The sequence below is a fragment of the Streptomyces uncialis genome (assembly GCF_001905345.1).
Lineage (GTDB): Bacteria > Actinomycetota > Actinomycetes > Streptomycetales > Streptomycetaceae > Streptomyces > Streptomyces uncialis.
Map to the genome: position 1 here is coordinate 337,519 of NZ_LFBV01000009.1, position 16,257 is coordinate 353,775.

General features: G+C 74.8%; 11 protein-coding genes and 1 pseudogene. 3 read left to right on the forward strand and 9 right to left on the reverse strand.

All coding sequences use genetic code 11. The features are described from left to right. Positions 1–62: 62 nt before the first annotated feature. From AB852_RS30110 to AB852_RS30135, 6 genes are all read right to left on the reverse strand, one after another. A complete protein-coding gene (locus AB852_RS30110) occupies positions 63–1,229 on the reverse strand; it encodes an oligopeptide/dipeptide ABC transporter ATP-binding protein (protein ID WP_079185015.1) in 1,167 nt (388 codons plus the stop codon). Continuing rightward, a complete protein-coding gene (locus tag AB852_RS30115; RefSeq protein WP_079185016.1) occupies positions 1,226–2,353 on the reverse strand; it encodes an ABC transporter ATP-binding protein in 1,128 nt (375 codons plus the stop codon). Before AB852_RS30115 ends, AB852_RS30110 begins: the two co-directional genes overlap by 4 nt. Further along, on the reverse strand, positions 2,350–3,330 hold the full coding sequence (locus tag AB852_RS30120; RefSeq protein WP_079185017.1) for an ABC transporter permease: 981 nt from the start codon (positions 3,328–3,330) through the stop codon (positions 2,350–2,352). The genes AB852_RS30115 and AB852_RS30120 overlap by 4 nt, the downstream gene beginning before the upstream one ends. Continuing rightward, a complete protein-coding gene (locus AB852_RS30125) occupies positions 3,327–4,379 on the reverse strand; it encodes an ABC transporter permease (RefSeq protein ID WP_073793380.1) in 1,053 nt (350 codons plus the stop codon). Before AB852_RS30125 ends, AB852_RS30120 begins: the two co-directional genes overlap by 4 nt. Next, positions 4,372–6,357, reverse strand: a complete 1,986-nt coding sequence (locus AB852_RS30130) for an ABC transporter substrate-binding protein (RefSeq protein ID WP_079185018.1) — start codon at positions 6,355–6,357, stop codon at positions 4,372–4,374. Before AB852_RS30130 ends, AB852_RS30125 begins: the two co-directional genes overlap by 8 nt. 299 nt (positions 6,358–6,656) lie before the next feature. After that, on the reverse strand, positions 6,657–9,959 hold the full coding sequence (locus AB852_RS30135) for a nucleotide-binding protein (protein WP_425444194.1): 3,303 nt from the start codon (positions 9,957–9,959) through the stop codon (positions 6,657–6,659). 220 nt (positions 9,960–10,179) lie between these two features. On the opposite strand from AB852_RS30135, the gene AB852_RS41695 reads away from it, so the two are divergent. Continuing rightward, on the forward strand, positions 10,180–10,368 hold the full coding sequence (locus AB852_RS41695) for a hypothetical protein (RefSeq protein WP_245876972.1): 189 nt from the start codon (positions 10,180–10,182) through the stop codon (positions 10,366–10,368). Positions 10,369–10,391: 23 nt separating this feature from the next. On the opposite strand, the pseudogene AB852_RS41700 reads toward AB852_RS41695, so the two are convergent. From AB852_RS41700 to eccE, 3 genes and pseudogenes are all read right to left on the reverse strand, one after another. Continuing rightward, positions 10,392–10,565, reverse strand: a pseudogene (locus tag AB852_RS41700) (hypothetical protein); the annotation flags it as partial. Positions 10,566–10,855: 290 nt separating this feature from the next. Further along, the gene (locus AB852_RS30140) at positions 10,856–11,608 is read right to left on the reverse strand and encodes a hypothetical protein (RefSeq protein ID WP_073793382.1); all 753 of its coding nucleotides are present in this window, start codon (positions 11,606–11,608) and stop codon (positions 10,856–10,858) included. 200 nt (positions 11,609–11,808) lie between these two features. Then, positions 11,809–13,158, reverse strand: a complete 1,350-nt coding sequence (gene eccE, locus AB852_RS30145; RefSeq protein ID WP_073793383.1) for a type VII secretion protein EccE — start codon at positions 13,156–13,158, stop codon at positions 11,809–11,811. A 272-nt stretch (positions 13,159–13,430) separates the two neighbouring features. Here eccE and eccB point away from each other — a divergent pair, with 272 nt between their 5' ends. Together eccB and mycP are read left to right on the forward strand one after the other, a co-directional pair. Next, positions 13,431–14,951, forward strand: a complete 1,521-nt coding sequence (eccB, locus tag AB852_RS30150; RefSeq protein WP_073793384.1) for a type VII secretion protein EccB — start codon at positions 13,431–13,433, stop codon at positions 14,949–14,951. A 14-nt stretch (positions 14,952–14,965) separates the two neighbouring features. Further along, positions 14,966–16,243 carry a type VII secretion-associated serine protease mycosin gene (mycP, locus tag AB852_RS30155; RefSeq protein WP_073793385.1) on the forward strand — a complete coding sequence of 426 codons (1,278 nt, stop codon included), beginning with the start codon at positions 14,966–14,968 and terminating at the stop codon, positions 16,241–16,243. Positions 16,244–16,257 lie beyond the last annotated feature (14 nt).

Here is a 16,257-nt window from a genome sequence, read left to right on the forward strand (position 1 = left end):
ACTACGCGTTGCACCCCGGCCCACCCGACCCGTACCCGTCCCTCACGTCGTACGGGCCTGATCTACCCCGGTCCGCCGGTCCGCCCCGCCGCGACCCAGTGGCACGCCGTATGGGCCAGGGGCGTCGCCGGGAGGACGGGGAGGTCCTGGGTGCGGCAGGCGGCGGCGACGCCCCTGTGCCCCGCCCCGCCCTCCGCCAGCACCGGGCAGCGCACATGGAAGCGGCAGCCGGACGGCACACGTGACGGGTCGGGTGCCTCGCCCGACAGGATCACCGGGGTGCCGGGCGCCTCCGGCAGGACCGACAGCAGCGCCCGGGTGTACGGGTGCTGAGGGGCGGTCAGGACCGTCTCCACCGAACCCGTCTCCACGATCCGCCCCAGGTACATCACCGCGACCCGGTCCGCGATGTTCCACGCGAGGCCCAGATCGTGCGTCACCACCAGCGCGGCCAGCCCCAGTTCGGCGCGCAGCCGCAGCAGCAGCGCCAGGATCTCCCCGCGCACCGAGGCGTCCAGCGAGGCCACCGGTTCGTCCGCGACGAGCAGTTCCGGTTCCAGCACCAGCGCGCCCGCGATCACCACCCGCTGCCGCTGGCCCCCCGACAGCTCGTGCGGGTACCGCAGCAGGAACCGTTCCGGCGGCCGGAGCCCCGCCCGGGCCAGCGCCCCGGTCACCGCCGCCCGCTCGTCGCCCCCGTACCGGTGGATGCGCAGCCCTTCGGCCACCGCGTCGTACACGGTGTGCCGTGGGTTCAGCGATCCGCTCGGGTCCTGGAGCACCAGCTGCGCCCGGCGGCGGTACGCCTTGAGGGCCCGGCCGCCGTACTCCAGCGGCTTCCCGGCGAAGCCGACCGTGCCCGAGGTGGGGCGCACCAGCCCCAGCAGGGTGCGGGCCAGGGTCGATTTGCCGCAGCCGGACTCACCGACCAGGGCGACGATCTCGCCGCGCCGCAGATCGAGGTCGACACCGTCGACCGCGCGGGCCTCGGCCGCGCCCCGCCTGCCGGGGAAGGCGACCCGCAGGTCGCGGGCGCTGAGCAGCGGTGGCGCGGTCCCGTCGTTGCCGGGGCCGGTTGCGCCGCCGTGCGGTCCGGGTCCGTCGTTCCCCGGGCTGTCCCCGTTGCCGTGGGGTCCCCTCGCGTCGTACCGCGGGCCGTTCCCGTCACCCGCCGGGCCGGTTCCGTCGCCCCCCGGGCCGTGGCCGATGCCGTCGTGGTCAGCGTTCATGGTGTCGTCCCGCTCCTCACGCCGTCCTCCGGCTCCTGGCCGGGCGCGGTCTCCGGCGCCCTGGGCCCGTCGGCAGGTCCGCCGCCCGGCCCGCCCGCTTCGGTGACCGCCCCCGGCACCGGGACGGCCTCCGCCGCCGGGACGGCTCCCGGGCCCGGGACATCGCCGACCCCCACCAGGACGCACGCCGCGCGCCGTCGACCGTCCTCGGTCCCGCGCAGCGCGGGGTCGTCCTCGGCGCAGGTGTCGAGGGCCGCCGTGCAGCGCGGATGGAAGGAACAGCCGGGCGGCAGCGCCGACGGGTCCGGCGGGTCGCCGGGCAGTCCGCGCGGGGCGAACCGGGAGGCGGGGTCACCGATCCGGGGGAACGCCGCCGACAGCGCCCGGCCGTAAGGGTGCAGGGCGTCCTCGTACACGGCGCGGGCCGGGCCCTCCTCGACGACCCGGCCCGCGTACATCACCGCGAGCCGGTCGCAGGTGTCCGCCAGTACCGCGAGATCGTGGCTGATCAGGACGAGCGCCAGATCGCGGTCGGTGACGAGCCCTTCGATCAGCCGCATGATCTGGGCCTGGACCATCACGTCCAGCGCCGTCGTCGGCTCGTCCGCGATGATCAGCCGGGGGTCGCACGCCAGCGCCATCGCGATCATCACGCGCTGACGCTGCCCGCCGGACAGCTCATGCGGATGGGCGGCGGCGCGGGCGGCGGGCAGGCCGACCTGTTCGAGGAGTTCGGCGGTGCGCCGCCGCGCCTGCCCCGGGGTCACCCGGCCGTGCAGCAGCAGGGGTTCGGCGATCTGGTCCCCGACCCGGCGTACCGCGTTCAGGGAGTGCATCGCGCCCTGGAAGACGATCGACGCCCCCGCCCAGCGCACCGCCCGCAGCCGTCCCCACCGCATGGTGAGCACGTCCTCGCCGTCGAGCAGGATCTCGCCGCCCGTCCGGGTCCCGGGCGGCAGCAGCCGCAGCAGCGCCAGCGCCAGTGTCGACTTGCCGCAGCCGGACTCGCCCGCGATACCCAGCTTGCGGCCCGCCGCCACCGTCAGATCGACCCCGCGCACGGCCGCCGCCCCGCCCGGGTACGTCACCGTCAGATCCCGTACCTGGAGCAGTGGCCCGCTCATCCTGTCGCTCCCAGCCTCGGGTTCAGCACCGACTCGACCGCGCGTCCGCACAGGGTGAACGCCAGCGCGACCGTCGCGATCGCGATGCCCGGCGGCACCAGGTACCACCAGTGCCCCGCGCTGACCGCGCCCGCCTCCCGCGCGTCCTGGAGCATCCCGCCCCAGGAGGTGACCGTGGGATCACCGAGCCCGAGGAACGCGAGCGTCGCCTCGGCGAGGATCGCGCCGGAGATCCCGAGCGTGGTCTGCGCGAGCACCAGCGGCATCACGTTCGGCAGCACATGACGGCTCATGACGTGACCGTGGCCGCCGCCGAGCGCGCGGGCCCGCTCGATGTACGGGCGGGACTCCACGGCGAGGGTCTGCGCCCGGACCAGCCGGGCGGTCGTCGGCCAGGTCGTCACCCCGATGGCCAGCACCACCGTGGTCAGCGACCGGGACAGCACGGTGGCCAGCGCGATCGCGAGGACGAGTGTGGGCATCACCAGGAACCAGTCGGTGACCCGCATGACCACCGTCGCGTACCAGCCCCGGAAGTGCCCGGCCGTGACCCCCACCACCGCGCCGATCGCCACCGACAGGACCGCCGCGAGCAGCCCGACCATGAGCGACACCCGCGCGCCCCACACCAGCAGCCCGCACAGATCCCGGCCGAACTGGTCCGTGCCCAGCCAGAACGCGCCGCTCGGGCCCTCCATCGGCCCGCCGGTCGCCCGGGTCACGCTCCGCACCTCCGCCCCGACGGTCAGCGGTGCGGTCAGCGCGAGCAGCGCCAGCAGTACCAGCAGGGCCAGCCCGAACATCCCCGAACGCCGGGTGCGGTACGCCCGCCAGAAGCGGGCCGCGCTGTGCCGCCTTCGCCGCCTGGCCAGGGCACGCGGGCCCGGTCCGCGCGGCTCGGGGACGGGGGCACCGGCACCCAGGGCACCGGCCCCGGCCTCGCCCGGCGGGGGGACGGCAACGCTTTCCGTGGTCATCGGCCCACCCGGGGATCGAGCAGCGGACAGATCAGATCGGCCACCATGTTCATCAGGATCACGGCCGCCGCGAACACCAGGAACAGCCCCTGCACCAGCGGCAGGTCCGGCACGCTCAGCGCCTGGTAGAACAGCCCGCCAAGACCCGGCCAGGAGAACACCGTCTCCACCAGGATCGTGCCCGCGACGACCCGCCCCAGGTTCACGAAGACCAGCGTCACGGTCGGCAGCGCCGCGTTGGGCACCGCGTGCCGCCGCTTGACCTGGACATCGCGCAGGCCCTTCGCACGGGCCGTCGTCAGATAGTCGGCGCCCTTCTCGTCCAGCAGCGCGGAGCGGGCCACCAGCAGCGTCTGCCCGTACTCCACCGCGACCAGGGTGACCACCGGCAGCACCAGATGATGGGCGACGTCGAGCACGTAGGCGAAGCCCGTCGTGTCCCCCGACTCCATCCCGCCCGTCGGGAACAACCCCGGCACCGGACCCGCGCCCACCGAGAACACCACGATCAGCAGCAGCCCCAGCCAGAACGACGGCACCGAGTACAGCGTCAGCGCGAGACCCGTGTGGAAACGGTCCCCGAACCCGCCGCCCCGCCAGGCCGCCCGGGTGCCGAGGAACAGCCCGAGCGCCGTGTACAGCACGAACGCCGTCCCCGTCAGCAGCAGGGTGTTCGGCAGCGCCTCGGTGATCTTGTCGATGACCGGGGTGCGGAACTGGTACGACGTGCCGAGGTCCCCGGTCAGGGCCTTGCCGCAGTAGTCCGTGAACTGCCGCCACCACGGCAGGTCGAGACCGAACTCGCGCCGGTAGGCGGCCAGCTGCTCCACCGACACCTGACGGCCGCCGGTCATGAACTTCACCGGGTCACCGGGGATCAGCCTGAACAGGAAGAACCCCGTCACCAGCACCGCCAGCAGCGACACCGCCGCACCCGTCAGACGACCCGCGACGTATCGCCCGTAGCCGGACCCGGTCCGCCGGCGGGGGGCGGGTTCCGCACCGGGCACGGTCCCGTCCGCGCGGGGCTCCGCCCGGACGCTACTCACGGTCGTCCACCGTCCGGCGGCGGCGCAGCGCCAGTGCCCCGGCGCCGCCCGCGAGCAGTGTCCCGGCCGCCGCGATCCCGACGAGGGCCCCCGTCGGCGGCCCGCCGCCCGGCCCGGCCCCGTAGGGCTCGGCCGGGGTCGCCGACCACCAGCTCCAGTAGCCGTCCTGGCCGTAGATGTTGCCCGCCGCCTCCGGCATCGTCGTGATCGACGCGATCCGGTCGGACCGGTACGCCTCGACCGCGTTCGGGTACGCCAGCACGTTCATATAGCCCGTGTCGTACAGCCGTGACTGCATCCGCCGGACCAGCGCGGCGCGCGCGGCCGGGTCGTACTCGGCGCGCTGGCGCCCGTACAGGCCGTCGTAGCGCGGATCGCAGATGAAGTTGTCCGTGGCACCCGGCGCGCCGGGGGTCGCGGGCAGCGCGGCACAGGTGTGGATGGACAGCACGAAGTCCGGGTCCGGGTTCACCGACCAGCCGTCGAACGCCAGGTCGTACTCGCCCGCGGTCCAGGGGTCGGTGACATTGTCGAGGCAGTCGACGCGCAGTCCGAGGCCGAGCCCGGCGTACCACTCCTGAAGATAGCGCCCGATGGCCTTGTCGTTCGGGTCCGTGGCGTGGCACAGCAGCCGGTATGTGATCGGCTTCCCGTCGGCGCCGGTCCGCAGGCCCTCGGCGTTCTTCCGGTACCCGGCCCCGTCGAGCAGCCTCGCGGCCTCCCCCGGGTCGTACGGGACGCGCTGACCGGCGGCCGGTCGCCAGTGGTACCGGCTGAAGCGCGGCGGGATGTAGCCCTCGCCGCGCACCGCGTACCCCTGGAACACCTTGTCGACGAGCATGTCCCGGTCCACCGCCATGAACAGCGCCCGCCGCACCCGTGGATCCCGCAGCGACGGATGGCCGTCCCCGAAGACCCGCCCGTCCTGGGCGCGGGCGCCCGGGTTGGTGGCCAGGGCCAGGAAACGGCGGCCGGGCGCGTCGTTGACGGTGACCCCCGGCTCGTCGGCGAGCGCCCTCGCCTGCGCGGGCGTCAGCCCCTGGACGAAGGACACCTCGCCCTTGCGCAGCGCGGCCACCGCCGCGTCACCGTCCTTGTAGTACGTGAAGACCAGCTCGTGGAACTCGGGCGCGCCCCGCCAGAACACCGGGTTCGCCGTGAGCCGTACATAGCTGTCCGCCTTGTACCCCGTCAGGACGAACGGACCGCTGCCGACCACCGGGAACGTCCGGTCGTTGGTGAACTCCGCGAGGTCCCCGGCCTTCGACCAGATGTGCCGGGGCACGATCGGCACGTCCAGCGCCGCCATCGTCGCCTGCGGCTTCTTCAGCCGGATCACCAGCCGGGTCGCACTCGGCGCGGTCACCTCACGGAAGTTGGTGACGAAACTGCCGTTCGCGGTGGCCGCGTCCTCGTCGGTCATCATCGTCGTGAACGTCCAGGCCGCGTCCCGCGCGGTGACCGGTCTGCCGTCCGACCAGCGGGCGTTCTCCCGGATGGTGTACGTCCAGGTCAGCTTGTCGGACGAGGGCTTCCACGCGGTCGCGAGCCCCGGTACGGGACGGCTGTCCGCCGGGTCGTAGTTGGTGAGGTTCTCGTACATCAGCCGGTGCACGCTGGTGCTGAGCAGCCGTGTGGCGAGGAAAGGATTCAGCGAGTCGACGCTCTGCGAGACGGCGACCTTGAGGGTCCGCCGAGGCCGGTCCTCGTCCCGGCCGGACACCCGCGCGCCGGTCCCGTCCCAGGACGCCGGCGCGGCACCGAGCACGGGCAGCAGCGCGAGCAGGACCAGGGCGGCGGCGAGCGCGGCCGACGGAACGCCGCGGTGCGGGACGGTACGGGTCGGGAGGGCACCGGGCGGCGCGGTACGCGGTGGGACGGTACCGGGCGGGAGGGCGCGGGGTGGGGGGGGGGGGAGTGAGGGGGGCCTGGGGGGTGGGGGGAATGTGGGGGGTGGGCCGTGCGGATCTGGGTCCATCGATCGATGACCTCGCGTCATGACTCACGCAGGGACGGCTTGTTGATGAGACACAGGATTGCTTGTGTGTTTATCAGCGTAGGTACGTCCCGTCAACGACCCCCGCCCCCGACGTGGCCTGCGAGAACAAGCCCTCCAGCCCCCTCGCGGCGGAAATTGGTCCACCTGGCCCACACGCGTCCCGCCTGCCCCGTCGGCACACGCCGAAAAGCCGGGGACGCCTGCGAGAAGCGTCTCCGGCCGGCCACGGGTCACCCATGTGGGTGAGCTCGTTCGTCGACACGTTCGAGGGCGGGACCTCAGCGGCTGGGGGAGTCCCCCTCCTCCGTACCCGCCGGAGCGGGGGGACCCTGCGGCGGCTGAGGCATCTGCGGGGGCACCGCGCCGGGTGCCATGGGCTGATCGGTACCGGCACCGGCGTAGGGGTACGGCGCCCCGGCGGGAGGCAGGGGCATCCCCGGGGGAGGACCCGCCGCCGCCCCACCGGGGTGCGGCGGCCATCCGTAGCCGCCCTCCTGCGGGGCGTACGCCTGACCGGCGCCGGGGTACCCGCCCCCGCCCATCGGCTGCTGCTGCCCGGGAAGCTGACCCGGCGGCATCTGCCCGGGGACCTGGCCGGACATCTGCCCCGGTACCTGACCGGGCGGCTGCCCGGGTACCTGACCGGGCATCTGCCCGGGAACCTGGCCCGGCGCCGCGGGAGCCTGCTGCGCCTGGCCGTGGCTGTACGGACCCGGCATCGGCGGGGCCAGCTGCGGAGGCGGATTCCCGTCGGACGTCCACAGGCCCTGGGCCTGCTGCGCCCGTGAGAAGTCCTCGGCGACCAGCGCCGACAGCTGGAAGTACGCCTCCCGCACCTTGGGCCGCATCATGTCGAGGTCCACCTCGGCCCCGGCCGCCAGATGCTCGTCGAAGGGCACGACGACCACACCGCGGCACCGGGTCTCGAAGTGGCTGACGATGTCCTCCACCTTGATCATCTTGCCGGTCTCACGGACCCCGGAGATCACCGTCAGCGAACGGGACACCAGATCCGCGTACCCGTGCGCGGACAGCCAGTCCAGCGTCGTGCTCGCGCTGCTCGCCCCGTCCACCGACGGCGTCGAGACGATGATGAGCTGGTCCGCGAGGTCCAGCACCCCGCGCATCGCGCTGTACAGCAGCCCGGTGCCGGAGTCCGTCAGCACGATCGGGTACTGCTTGCCGAGCACGTCGATCGCGCGCCGGTAGTCCTCGTCGTTGAACGCCGTGGACACCGCCGGATCGACGTCGTTGGCGATGATCTCCAGACCGGACGGCGCCTGCGAGGTGAACCGGCGGATGTCCATGTACGAGTTGAGGTACGGGATCGCCTGCACCAGGTCACGGATGGTCGCCCCGGTCTCCCGGCGCACCCGGCGCCCGAGGGTGCCCGCGTCGGGGTTGGCGTCGATCGCGAGGATCTTGTCCTGGCGTTCGGTGGCCAGCGTCGCCCCGAGCGCGGTCGTCGTGGTCGTCTTGCCGACACCGCCCTTGAGGCTGATCACCGCGATGCGGTAGCAGGACAGCACGGGCGTACGGATGAGCTGGAGCTTGCGCTGCCGCTCCGCCTCCTCCTTCTTGCCGCCGAGCTTGAACCGCGAACCACCCGCAGCGGGCCTGCCGCTGCGCGCCTTCTGCTTCTTGCCGATCAGCCGGTCCGACGACAGCTCCACCGCGGCCGTGTACCCGAGCGGGGCACCGGGGTTGGTGCGCTCGCGCTGGTCGTGCTGGAGCGGCTGCGGCCAGGCGCTGCCCGCCCGGGGGTCGGCCGGGAACGGCTGCCCCGGCCCACCCTGCTGCGGCGGCTGCGATGCCTGGGGCGGCTGCGGTGCCTGCGGTGCCTGCTGGGGCTGCGGCTGCGCCTGCTCCGGCCAAGGGGCGTGCGGTGGCTGCGGAGCCTGGTGGCCCTGGTGGCTCTGGTGGCCTTGGTGGGCGGGCGGGATGCCCGGGGCTTGCTGCGGCTGCGGTGCCTGCTGCGGCTGGGCGCCGGGGTGGCCGGGTGCCTGCGGGAAGCCGTAGCCGCCTCCCTGCTGAGGCTGTGCCTGCGGCTGGGACTGGTGGGGTCCCGGCGGGTACGGCTGCTGCTGTCCGGGCAGGGGCCCGCCCGGCACCTGTCCCTGCGGGGGGCCGGGCGGTGCGGCGGGCGGCTGCTGGACGTGCTGTTGGGGGTGGTGCGCCGCCTGGGAGGGCTGCGGGTACGACGACGGCGCGGCCGGGTTCCACCCTTCCTGGGCGGGGAACGCGGGCGGCTGGGCCACCGGGGGAACGGGCTGCTGCGGGAAGCCGTACCCGCCGCCCTGCGCCACGGACGGGTCCGGCAGCGGCGGCTGTCCGGTGGGCACCTGGCCCGGCTGGGGGAAGCCGTATCCACCGGGGACGGGCTGACCACCCGTCGGGTGCGCGGGCGCCTGGGGCACGGGGTACGCGCCGGGCGCCGACGCGGGCGGGGGCGGCACGGGTGCCGTGTGGTGGGCGGGCTGGCCGGGCTGTGCGGGGTGGCCGGGGTGGCCGGGGTGTGCGGCCTGCCCGGGGACGGCCGGTGTGTCAGATCCGGCGGGTGCCGTGCCGGGACCGGCCAGGGGCGCACCAGGACCGGCCCAGGCGCCGGGCGCGCCCTGCGGTGCCTGCGGTACGCCCGGGGGCTGCGCGGGCGGCGGGAGCTGCGGTGTCACGGGGGCGCCGGGTCCCGGGCGGTCCGTGACGGGCCATTGTCCGGCGGGGCCCGGGGTGGCGGGCTGGAAGGCGGGGGGCAGCGGCGGGAGTCCGTCCTGCGGGGCGGGGGGCGGGGTCCAGTGCGGCGGTGTGCCGTGGTCCGCCCCGTCGGGAGCGGTACCGGGAGCCGTACCGGGGCCGTCCGTCGCGGTGCCGTCGGCGACGGGAGCAACAGCCGGTGCGGACGGCACGGGGGGTACCGCGTCCTGGATGTCCGCCGGAACGTCACCCGGCGTGCCCTCGGCCGTGTCGGCGCTGTTCTCCGGGCCGGCCCCCAGGTGGCCGCCACTCTTGGCGTCACCGCCGGCCTGACCGGGCACCGGGGCGGGCGGACCGCTGCCGGGGGAGACCCCCTCGACGGAGTCGGCCGTGGCGGCGGTCGTGGACGCGGCGGTGCCGTCGTCCTCAGCGGCCTCAGCGGCTGAGGTGTCCGGCGTAGGGGACTCCGGGGCGGCTCCGGAGCCGGTGCCCTCGCCCCGGGACCCGTCGCCGGACGACGCGACCGCGGACTCCGTACGGGACGGGTCCGCGCCGGGTCCGGACGCGGGGTCGGCGGACGGCGTACGGGGACCGGGTACCACGGCGTCCCCGCTGCCCGCGTGGCCCTGCGGACCACTCGGGTCACCAGCGGCGGGCGCGGCGGCATCACCGGTACCGGGGTCCCTGGCGGCACCCGTCGCACCGGGGCGCACGGCCTCCTGTGCCCGCTGCGAGAACTCCCGCTTCAGGGCGGCGGAGGAGATCCGCATGGTCGCCCCGCTCTCCAGATCCCCACTGCCCGCGCCGCCCGCGCCCGTACCACTCGTACTCCCTGTACCACTCGTACCGCCCGAACCGGCCTCGGCGGCACCCGCGTTCACGGCGGGCACGGCAGGCACGGCGGGCGGTTCGGCCGGAGGGGGCGGGGGCGTCCCGGGGGCCGTCGTCGGCGTACCGGTGGGCATCGGATACCCCGGAACAGGGGCGCTCACGGCCGGACCCGGCCCGGCGGGCGTCCCACCGGGTGCCGCGACAGGCTCGAACCCCGCTCCCAACGGCAACCCGGGCACCGAGGCACCCCCCGACGGACCGGTGGGTCCCGACGGACCGGTGGCGTCCGGCCGACCGGTCGCCTCCGCCGCGGGCGGTGCGAACTCACCCGGCGGCGGGGGCATCGTCACGGCCGCCCCGGTGGGCGGCGGCGCATACGCGGCGGGCGCGACCGGCGCCGGGGACGCCGACGGGGTCTCACCCGCGCTCCCCGAGGCGTTCTGCGTGTACCAGGCGGGCGGGGCGTAGTCGATGGTGAACTCGCCCGTCGTCTCCACAGCGGACTCGGCGTCGGACTGGTCATCGTCGGGTGTAGCCCAGCCCCCGCGCTTCCCGTCCCGATCGCTGTTCACAATTCCTCCTGGTGTGGTTCGAGCACCCTGCTTGCCGCGATGGTGGGGCACCGCTCCCGGCGGCCCGGTACGACCGGTCCGCCAGGGCTTCACCCCGGGGCCACCAGCGACCGCTCACGGGTGACGAAGGCGCGCCCGGTCCCAGCCTAATCACCGCGAGCGCCCGTACGGCAGGCCCGTCGGCCCGCCGTTGTCCCCCGTCCCGTCAGAACTGCCCGGCGGCGGCACCCGCACGCGCGCCCGTACCGGACAAAGCCGGTCAAGCCCGAACACGGGCCCTCGTCAACGCGTTCGACGTCTCCCGGTGTCAATGCCCTTGATTGTCCCGGAACATGTGTGTGTCCCCCCGCCACCCGTGCTTTCCGGGGGCCGGACCCGGGCGATCAGTCCATCCGGCGGGGCAGCCCGAGCAGGCCTTCCTCGATGTCCGTGGGCCGTGTCATCACATAGTGGCGGTCCCGGTCCGCGCACCACAGGGTGACACCGTCCGCGAGGGTCGGCAGCGACGCCACGTCCTCCGGGGGCAGCCCGAGGACCCGGCCTATCTCCGCGGCCTCGTCCGGCGACACCCGCTGCACACCCACCAGCCGCGCCTGACGCATCAACCGGGGCGCCACCGGACTGAGATACGGCAGCAGCGTCACCACCGTCTGCCACGGCGCCGACATCACCCGCCCGCGCGGGGGACGCATACCGCAGTCCCGCACCACGACGACCGGACCACCGGCGGACGCGCCGAGCGGCGGCACCTGGCCCACGTCGTACAGCGTCACGCACTGCACCGCGCCGCCCGCCGCCTGCGCCAGCGACGTCCACATCGGCGCCCGGCCCGTCTCGACCGCCAGCCGCGCGCCCGTCGCCGCCGTCCGCAGCGCCAGCACCTGCGCGGTCCACAGCCCGCCGATCAGCACCACGTCGTACGGGGTGGGGCGGTTCACCCCCAGCACCGCGGGCCGGTCCTCGGCGTCGACACCGATCACCACACCGTCGTCCCCGAGGGGCAGCGTGAGCGAGTCGAACTGCTCCACGGGCAGCGTCTGGCGCGGATGCCGGGGCCCGATCAGCCCGAACCCGGCCCGCACCCGGGCCCGCACACCGCCCGGGGACGCACCCGGCGCCTCGCCCGCACCGGCCACCGGACCACCCGTCCCGGACGGACCGCCCCCGGCATAACCGCCCGGCTGCCCGCCGCCGGGCGCCCCGTACCCCGGCCCCTGCCCCGTACCGGCGAAGCCTGGACCAGTGGAACCCGTACCGGCGGAACCCGCGCCCGTGAACGGCCCCGGGGACTGCCCTCCGCCGGACCCGCCGGCGGACTGTGTGGAAGCGAAAGCCATCAGCGGGCTCCCCCCAACGGCAAGGTGGCCAACGCGGCCGGGAGCTGCTCACGGTCCAGCCGGGACAGTCCGACCCTGGCGTCCCGCGCCGCCTGCTCCAGCGCACGCCGCGCCGCCGTCAACTCGGTCTCGCTGCGCCCCGTGATCCGCAGATGACCCCGCACCCCGACCTCCCGACCCGCGCCGCTCAGCGTCAGACTGAACGTGGTGGCCAGCGCGGGCACCGCCGTCAGCAACGCCACGAGCTGCGCCAGCGACGCCCCCGCACCACCCAGCTGCGGCCAGCGCCGCACCCAGTACGTGGTGTGACGGCGGTTGTCGCAGCGCCAGTCCCGGCTGGACTCCTCCGTACGCCGCTGCCGCCGCCCCGAGGTGGCCGCCTGCACGGTGACCATCGGATTGGCGCCCGCGGAGGTCGCCACCGCGGCCGTCAGCTCCTCGTCCGTCAGGACCGTGACCCGGAACCCGGCACCCGTCAGCCTGCTCGACAGATGCTGCGCCACCCGGGCCACGCACTTCTGCGCCCCCGTCAGCCCGCCACCGCGCGCGGCGACCGCCTCCGGACACCGCTCCGGGTCCAGCTTCAGCGCCACCCAGGTGATCCGCACCGCGGGGACACCCGCCCCCGCGCCCAGCCGCGTGTAGTTGGTGACCGCTATCGAGTCCTGCGGCAGCCCCAGCGCGGGCGCGGGCTGGGTGTGCACCACGACCTGCGCCGACTCCAGCCGGATGCCGTCCACCTCCAGCGCGTCCCGCACCAGCGACAGCGGCAGCGGACGCCGGTCCCGCTCCGCGCGCAGCGCCGTCGCGTCCGACTCCACCTGGAGCACCGCCGTCAGGAACGCGCCGTCCCCGATCAGACCGATCGGCCGCCGGTCCCGGCTGTCACCGGGGGTGTGACGATAGGTCCGCAACGCCGGATCGCACTCCACCAGGGGCGCGAGCGCCGGGTCCGTCCCCGGGTCCGGCACGGGCGCCGACCTGGCACGCCGCACCCGCGCGCGGAACGCCACCAGCGTCCTCAGCCACTCCGGCAGCGAACGCCCACGACGGCGCACCACCGCGAGCAGCACCAGCGCCAGCGCCACCGGGGCGACCACCGCCAGCGCCACCGGATCGACGACCCACGCCGCGACCGCCAGCGCGACGGCCACCTCCACCATCGCGAGCTGTTGCAGACGGGACGCCCCCGCGCCCCCCGAACGCGCCCCCGCGCGGGGCGACACCGACGGGCCCCCGGCGGACGGGCCCACCGGCCCCCGCGCCGAACGGCCCCGGGACCGGCCCTGACCACGCCCGGCAGCGGGGCCCGAACGGGACCGCGAACGCGACCGCGTGGCGGAAACCATCACTCCATATCCCCCGAATTCCCTGAACTTCCCCGAAGTCTCCCGAAAACCGCTGATCGGCAAGGCGGTTGAAGGGCCGCTCACCCTACCCGGCCCGCGCGCACGACCACGTACCAGGCATAGTAGGTGCCCGGTCTGACAACGCGGTCCCCGGCCGTCCGCACCGGTGGCGCACCAGGGGACGCACCACGAAGCCGACGACGCACGGGCGATCGCCCGGCACGTCACACCCGCTTCGGGGCACTCGGGGACACGGGGAGAAACACACACCGATGGCATCACGGCGCGACGAGCTCAACGCCTACACCTTCGCGAAGCGCCGCATGCTCGCGGCCTACCTCCAGCCCTCCCCGGGAGGCTCCGAGGAGGACGCCCCGCGACCGCTGCGCGGCATCGTGCCCGGCCTGATCGTCGGGGTGATCGTCCTCGCCGTCTTCGGCGCCTGGGGCATGTTCAAACCCTCCGCCCCGCCCGGCTGGTCCAAGCCGTACCAGAACGTCATCATCGCCAGCGACTCCACCACCCGGTACGTCGTCCTGAAGACCGACGGGAAACGCCAGCTGCACCCCGTCCTCAACATGGCGTCCGCCAAGCTCCTCCTCGAACCCGACCAGGGCAAGGTCATCAGCGTCGACGAGTCCGTCATCGACAAGGGCCGCATCCCGCACGGAGCCACCCTCGGCATCCCCTACGCCCCCGACCGGCTGCCGCCCGCCAAGGAGGCCGACACCGCCAAGCGCTGGGCCGTCTGCGAACAGCCCGGCCAGGGCGGACGCGCCATCCAGAAGGCCACCTTCGTCCTCGCCGACCGCGAGAAGAAGCTCACCGACGGCCCCTCCCGGCTGCGCGGCGGCGAACTCCTGTACGTCACCGGCCCCGACCGCACCCGCTACGTCGTCGACGCCCAGGGCACCGCCTACCGCGTCCCCGCGGACGACGAACTCCTGCTGCGCACCCTCGTCCGCTCCGACCGCGCCCCCCAGCGCGTCTCCCGCCAATGGCTCGCCACGCTGCGTAACGGGGACCCCGTCGACTTCCCCGACGTCGACGGAACCATCGGCGCGACCGCCGACGTGCCCGGCACGCTCGACACGGACACGAAGAAGGTAGGCACGATCCTGCGGGCCCCCGACGGCGACCGCACCCGCTACTACGTCGTGCTGCCCGACGAGATCGCCCCCGTCTCCGACTTCACCGCCCGGCTGCTGCTCAGCAGCCGCCAGCTCGACCCCCTCGGCCAGGCCGGCAAGGCCCGCGAGGTGGGACCCGCCTCCTTCACCCCCGCCACCCGGGAGTTCGCGGGCGACCGCGACTGGCCCACCGCCGAACCCCGCACCGTCAACGACATCGCCGCGGGCGGCCGCGACACCGTCTGCAACGTCCTGCGCGCCGTCGACCGCGACAACGGCACCACCACCCTGAGCACGTGGGCCGGCACCGGCTTCCCCGCCCCGCTGCCCACCGGCTCCTCCAGCGCCTATGTCACCCCGGGCTCCGGCCAGCTGTTCCGCCAGGTCAAGGGCGCCCAGACCAAGACCGGCGGCGTCTTCCTCGTCACCGACACCGGGCTGCGCTACGCCCTCCAGTCCAACAGCGACAGCGCCTCCGACGACGCGGGCATCGGCATGTCCGCCGCCCAGCGCAAGGAACAGCTCCAGGAGGCCCAGCGCGCCCAGGCATGTCTCGGCTACGAGCGGGCCGTGCCGACCCCCGTACCGGCCGCCTGGTCCGCCCTGCTGCCCACCGGACCCCGACTGTCGACCGCCGCGGCCCGCCAGCCGCAGGGCGCGTGACGGGAGCCGCCGCCATGACCCGCTCGCCCGCTCCCGCCGCCCGACGCCGGACCCTGCGCCGCTGGGCGGCCCTCACCGCGGCCGCCGCCACCACCGCCACGGTGACCGTGCTGCCCGCCGCGTCCCCCGCGCTCGCCGACACCGGACAGTGCACCTTCCCCTCGAAGGCGTACCCCGGACGCCCCTGGGCACTGCAACGCGTCCTGCTCGACGAACTGTGGGCCCAGTCCACCGGCAAGGGCGTCCAGGTCGCCGTCATCGACACCGGCGTCGACATCAAGAACCCGCAGCTCACCCGCGCGGTGGACACCTCCAAGGGCCTCAACTCGCTCCCGCCCAAGCCCAAGGACGACGACGGCGAGCCCGTCCCGCGCGGCAAGGCCGACGGCACCAGCGACACCGTCGGCCACGGCACCCGGGTCGCGGGCATCATCGCGGCCCGCCCGGCCAAGGGCACCGGCTTCGTCGGACTGGCGCCCGCCGCGCGGATCATCCCCGTCCACCAGAACGACGCCTACGGCAACGGCACCGCCGCGACCCTCGCCCGCGCGATCCGGCACGCCGTCGACGAGGGCGCCGACGTCATCAACATCTCCCAGGACACCGCGAACGCCGTCAAACCCACCGACGCCCTGCGCCGGGAGGTCGAGGCCGCGCTCGACAAGGACGTGGTCGTCGTCGCGTCCGCGGGCAACGACGGCCTCGGCGGCAACGTCAAGGAGACGTACCCCGCCTCCTACCCGGGAGTCCTCGCCGTCGCCGCGTCCGACCGCAACAACGAACGCGCCCCGTTCTCCCAGTCCGGCGAGTTCGTCGGGGTCGCCGCACCCGGCGTCGACATGGTCTCCACCGTCCCCGGCGGCGGCCACTGCTCCGACAACGGCACCAGCTTCGCCGCCCCGTACGTCGCCGGGGTCGCCGCCCTCGTCAAGGCCAAGCACCCCGACTGGACCGCCCGTCAGATCGTGGCCCAGATCCAGCAGACCGCGGAACGCTCCGTCGCCGGACACGACCGCCTGGTCGGCTGGGGCGTCGTCGACCCCGTACGCGCCCTCACCGAGGACGACACCCCCGTCGAGACCCCGGCCGCCGCCGAGGGCGTCACCCGCGCGAAGGCGCCCACCGCCCCCGAGGTCGACCTCGGCGAGTCGGCGTCCGAACGCAACGCCCGCCTCGCCACCTACGTCACGGTCGCCGCCGCCGTCCTCGCCACCGCCCTCGCGGGTGTCGCGGTCGCCTGGCGCGACGCGGGCCGCCGACGGGCCGCGTCGGCCGGCCGGGACACCCGATGATCGATTGAGTACCC

Coding starts and splice junctions, on each gene's coding strand:
- AB852_RS30110 (WP_079185015.1), bottom strand. CDS start 1,229: ATGAACGCTGACCACGACGGCATCGGCCACGGCCCGGGGGGCGACGGA.
- AB852_RS30115 (WP_079185016.1), bottom strand. CDS start 2,353: ATGAGCGGGCCACTGCTCCAGGTACGGGATCTGACGGTGACGTACCCG.
- AB852_RS30120 (WP_079185017.1), bottom strand. CDS start 3,330: ATGACCACGGAAAGCGTTGCCGTCCCCCCGCCGGGCGAGGCCGGGGCC.
- AB852_RS30130 (WP_079185018.1), bottom strand. CDS start 6,357: ATGGACCCAGATCCGCACGGCCCACCCCCCACATTCCCCCCACCCCCC.
- eccE (WP_073793383.1), bottom strand. CDS start 13,158: ATGGTTTCCGCCACGCGGTCGCGTTCGCGGTCCCGTTCGGGCCCCGCT.
- eccB (WP_073793384.1), top strand. CDS start 13,431: ATGGCATCACGGCGCGACGAGCTCAACGCCTACACCTTCGCGAAGCGC.
- mycP (WP_073793385.1), top strand. CDS start 14,966: ATGACCCGCTCGCCCGCTCCCGCCGCCCGACGCCGGACCCTGCGCCGC.